At 50.0% G+C, this 3,466-nt stretch carries 5 protein-coding genes; all 5 read right to left on the reverse strand.

What is annotated here, in order from left to right; translation table 11 throughout:
• A partial coding sequence (locus KKF06_05940; GenBank protein MBU1617291.1) for a phenylalanine--tRNA ligase subunit beta occupies positions 1 to 523 on the reverse strand: 523 nt, incomplete at its 3' end.
• Positions 523 to 1,548 (reverse strand): phenylalanine--tRNA ligase subunit alpha, encoded by a 1,026-nt coding sequence (gene pheS / locus KKF06_05945; protein ID MBU1617292.1) that lies wholly within the window; start codon positions 1,546 to 1,548, stop codon positions 523 to 525. The genes pheS and KKF06_05940, both read right to left, overlap by 1 nt.
• Positions 1,532 to 2,287: an RNA methyltransferase gene (locus KKF06_05950; GenBank protein MBU1617293.1), complete on the reverse strand. Its 756-nt coding sequence runs from the start codon at positions 2,285 to 2,287 to the stop codon at positions 1,532 to 1,534. The genes pheS and KKF06_05950 overlap by 17 nt, the downstream gene beginning before the upstream one ends.
• 128 nt (positions 2,288 to 2,415) lie before the next feature.
• A complete protein-coding gene (gene tnpA, locus KKF06_05955) occupies positions 2,416 to 2,808 on the reverse strand; it encodes an IS200/IS605 family transposase (GenBank protein MBU1617294.1) in 393 nt (130 codons plus the stop codon).
• 286 nt (positions 2,809 to 3,094) lie between these two features.
• Positions 3,095 to 3,466, reverse strand: a 372-nt coding sequence (locus tag KKF06_05960) for an NAD-dependent DNA ligase LigA (GenBank protein MBU1617295.1), incomplete at its 5' end; no start/stop codon positions are given.

The following is a 3,466-nucleotide window of genomic DNA, read 5'->3' on the forward strand; positions in this document are numbered from 1 at the left end:
CCAGGGCGAGGACCTTTTCGTTAGGTTCAGCCCGGCGAACGACAATATGTCGCTCTTTGACCAGTGAAGCGTCAAAAGCGTGCATCGGCTGCCCGATCTCCAGCAGAAGATAATTGGTCGCGTCAACAACATTGTTGATCGAACGGATCCCAGCTTTTTCCAGGCGGTGCTTCAACCAATCAGGCGACTCTCCCACTTTGACGTTTTTGATCACTCTCGCCATATAACGGGGGCACAAAACAGGCTCCAGGATATCAACCTGGACATATTTCTTGGTTTTCTCGGCACTCTCTATCAGCTTGGGCTGATCGGCCTTAACTTTTACTTTGGTGAGGGCCGCGACTTCCCGGGCGATCCCGCGCACGCTCCAGCAATCGGCCCGGTTGGGGAGAATATCAACCTCCAGAATATCACTGGCGATCAAATTGGTCTCCAGCCCCCCCAAAGAGACCAGGTCGGCCAATCTTTCCGGCGTCGCTTTAATTGGGACCAGTTCTTTAAGCCAATCAATCGGTACTTTCATTAAAATTGCTCCAGAAAACGCAAGTCATTCTCGTAAAATAAACGGATATCATCGATCCCGTATTTCAGCATCGCGATCCTTTCGATCCCCATCCCAAAAGCAAACCCTGAATACTTCTCCGGATCGTAGCCGACAGCCTTAAAAACGTTCGGGTCGATCATCCCGGAACCAAGGATCTCGAGCCAGCCGGTCCCTTTGCAAATGTTGCACCCCTTCTTCCCTTCGCTGCCGCATCTCAAACATTCAACATCGACTTCGGCCGACGGTTCGGTAAAGGGGAAAAAGCTCGGCCGGAAGCGGACCTTCTTTTCAGATCCGAACATCTGGCGGAGAAATTCGGTGAGGGTCCCTTTCAGGTCGGCAAACGTAACGTTTTTATTGACCAGGAAACCTTCCAATTGATGGAAGACTGGCGAATGGGTGGCGTCATAGTCGCGGCGAAAGACCCGGCCGGGAGCAACTATTGCCAGGGGGGGCTTTCGTTTTTCCATCACCCTAATTTGGACAGGAGAGGTGTGGGTCCGCAGGACAACACCTTCTCTCACCACAAAGGTCGATTCGATGTCGCGCGACGGATGGTGGGCCGGAATATTTAAACCATCAAAATTATAATACTCCAACTCGACTTCCGGCCCTTCTTCGATCTCAAAACCGAGGGAGAGAAAAATATCCTTAACCCTTTCCATGGTCTGGGTCAGAGGGTGAAGTTTTCCCTGCTTGATCCCTTTGCCGGGAAGGGTGATATCGATCCGTTCGGCGGCGATCTTCTTTTTTTGTTCCAGCATCATCAGACTTTCGTGCTGGTCATTCAACGCCGCTTCTAATATCCCCTTGGCCTCATTAACCAGCCCTCCTGCTTTCGGGCGCTCCTCCTGGGGCAAGCTCCCCAGTGATTTCAAAAGCTCGGTCAGCTCACCTTTCTTCCCCAGAAAGCGGATCCTGACCTGGTCAAGCTCGACCAGGTCTTTGGCCTGGCGGATCAAGCCAATGGCGGTTTCCTGAATTTGTTTAATTTTTTCCTGCATGTTCCCTTTGTCTGACCGCTTCGTATAGTAAGATCGCGGTCGAGACGGCGACATTGAGCGACTCGGCGTTTCCCGGCATCGGGATCTTGACCGCCTCGCCCTGGGCAACGATCCCGGGGAGCAACCCGGATCCTTCGTTCCCGACCAGGAAAGCGACCCCGCCGCGATAATCCCCGTCAGTCGCTATTTTCTCTGCTTTAAGATCGGTTGCAATTATTTTAACATTTTTTTGCTTCAATTGGGCAATGGTTTCCTCGTCATTCTCAACGATGACGATCGGCAGGTGGAAAAGCGATCCCATGGTCGCGCGAACCACTTTCGGGTTATACAGGTCGACCGTCCCTTTAGAGAGGATCACGCCGCTCGCCCCAAAGGCATCGGCAGTCCTGATGATCGTCCCCAGATTCCCCGGGTCCTGGACGCCGAGGCAGTAGACGATGACTCCCTTGGTATCAATCTGATCTAAGGTGTATTCCTGTTCTCTAACAATCGCCACGATCCCCTGCGGTGTTTCAACTTGGGAGATCTCGGCCAGTTGCTTTTTCGAGACTTTGTAACCGACACTCATCTGCTCTTCCAGCTTCTTAACGATCGGCAGGTTCTCGGAGTAGAAGAAAGTTTTGACTCGCGCCCCCGCTTCTTCGACCATCCGCACCCCTTCGACGACGAAGAGCTTCTCCTTCCGCCGCGCTTTGCGGGTTTCGAGAAGGTTTTTAATTAGTTTAAGTTGTTGTTGCATTTATTTATACTCCTGCGAATGAATTCGCGGTTCCTATTCCTCCATAACTCCTGAATCCGTGGAAGGAACCTGCGAATGAATTCGCGGTTCCTTCGAATTCATAACCCCTAAAAACCGTAGAATGAATTCTACGGTTTTTGGTTCATCCTTTTATCGATCCCCTGCCCATCTCTTTGGTTCTTAATGTATTGTATTACAATTTCTTTTTCTGCGCTTTTAATCTTTCGGGCATGGAATGATCTCCCCCAAAGCTTGCGATGCTCAAAACGATTCGTTGGATACGCTTGAAACAATCTTCTGGCTGATATCCCCTTTATCAACTTCATCACACCCGAAGCGCTAAGAACATAATTTTGTTCGATTAACAGGTGAACATGATCACAAAGAATCTCACAGGCCAGAATTTCAAAGCCCTTCTCATCGGAGATGGTGGCAAATGTATTTTTGAGAAAACTTCTTATTTCCTCATCATCAAGCGTCTGTTGGCCATCATAACTATTAAAAGTATAGTGATAAAGCATAAACCATTTTACACTGAAAAAGTGCGGAATTTATTCTGCACTTTTTCACCCAGGAACCGAGAATTCATTCTCAGGTTCCGTCGAATTCCGCCGCGCCTTGCGGGTCTCGAGAAGGTTTTTAACGAGCTTTAGTTGTTGTTGCATTTATTTATACTCCTGCGAATAAGTTCGCGGTTCCTTCGAATCCATAACCTCTAAAAACCGTAGAATGAATTCTTTAATTTTTCCAGGAAGCCGCGAAGTTCATTCGCGGGCTTCCGTCGTTCAGCTCTGGCCTCCTGGAACTTTACGTTTTCTTTGTGAGCCTCACAAACTCCTCTTCCGTCAAAACCTTAACCCCCAGCTTTTTCGCTTTATCGTACTTGGAACCGGGATCGGTCCCGGCGACGACATAGTCGGTCTCTTTGGAGACTGCCGAACTGGCCGAGCCGCCGAGCTGGCGGACCAACTCTTCCGCTTCCGGCCGGGTGTAGTGTTCCATCCCGCCGGTGAAAACAAACTTCTTCCCCTTAAGCGGTTTCGGCCCCTTGATCCCTTGCTCCCTTGTCTTCACCCCTGCTTTTTTCAGCTTCTCAATCAAATGGCGATTCTCCTTCTCTTTGAAGAAAACAACAATCCCTTCCGCGACTTTCGGTCCAATCTCGTGGACCTTGGCCAG

The sequence above is a fragment of the Candidatus Margulisiibacteriota bacterium genome (assembly GCA_018822365.1).
In the GTDB taxonomy this organism is placed as follows: Bacteria; Margulisbacteria; WOR-1; order O2-12-FULL-45-9; family XYB2-FULL-48-7; genus XYB2-FULL-45-9.